Source organism: bacterium (assembly GCA_040755795.1).
In the GTDB taxonomy this organism is placed as follows: domain Bacteria; phylum UBA9089; class CG2-30-40-21; order CG2-30-40-21; family SBAY01; genus JBFLXS01.
The window spans coordinates 1-1,021 of sequence record JBFLXS010000768.1 but is presented as its reverse complement, the minus strand read 5'-3'; the positions used below and the strand labels follow the sequence as shown (position 1 = coordinate 1,021).

Below are 1,021 nucleotides of genomic sequence, written 5' to 3'. Positions count from 1 at the left end.
TGGGGTGCTTATGATGGGACAAATGCTCATATCTACTATTCTACCTCTTCAGATGGAATCACTTGGTCAGGTCATACTTTAGCCATTAACCACGGAGTTGTTACTGATGCTTCAGTGTATGCTTATGATCCTTCAGTGATCAAAGATGGCTCAACCTATAAGATGTGGTGGGGTGCTTATGATGGGACGAATTATCATATCTACTATTCAAAAATTATAGATAATTATTCCACTCTCTCCACTTTTGAATCCTCAATTATGGACTTAGCCTCAGCTTATCCCGGTGACCTTTTGGTTCTTCAAGCAGATGTGCCCACAGGAACTTCATTAACTGTTTCAGCCAGGGCAGGAGATACAGCAACACCTGATGCTTCTTGGACTGCTTGGGATACATCACCTCCTTTTAGTCCTGGTTCAAATCCTCAAATCTTGGTTCATCAAATAGGAGTAAGTGGAACTCATCGTTATTGGCAATATAAGATTGAAGGAGTAACTGATGGTTTAAATACCTGGATAGTGAGGGATGTGGTTTTGATTCCTCAACCTAGTGGTTATAGTAGATTAAAAAGTTCAAGTAATGTCCAAGATGTAGAAGCTGGTCAATACTATCAATATCTTGTTTTTGGTGCTTCAAATGGAACAGCGGTCTGGGAATTGGATAAGGTAGATCTATTATCTCATTTCACTGCTTTTGATCTTTCAAAAAGGTATCAAATAGCTTCAGTTTCTCTGACTGATCCTGATGATACATTTTATAGAATCCATTATTCATTAAATGACAATTCTAATTTCCTTTCTATTCCAGCCTCTTCATGGAATGATCTAGGAGACAAGACTGCTAGTAATACCCTTTCTCATACCTTTCCTGGTTTAGGCCAGGCCTTAAGATGGGTAAGGTTTAATCAGGTAACCGTAACAGGAACCAATGCCAGTAATCCCAAAGCAATAGCCTTCTTAGCTTCTCAGGATCCAAATAAAAAGGTTTACAGACTCTGTGGCCCTGTTTCTGGAGATAGTTGCC

1 protein-coding gene is annotated in these 1,021 nt (G+C 39.5%); it reads left to right on the top strand.

Annotation, left to right across the window (positions count from 1 at the left end):
* Window positions 1–1,021, top strand: a 1,021-nt coding sequence (locus AB1414_21535; protein ID MEW6609994.1) for a hypothetical protein, incomplete at both ends; no start/stop codon positions are given.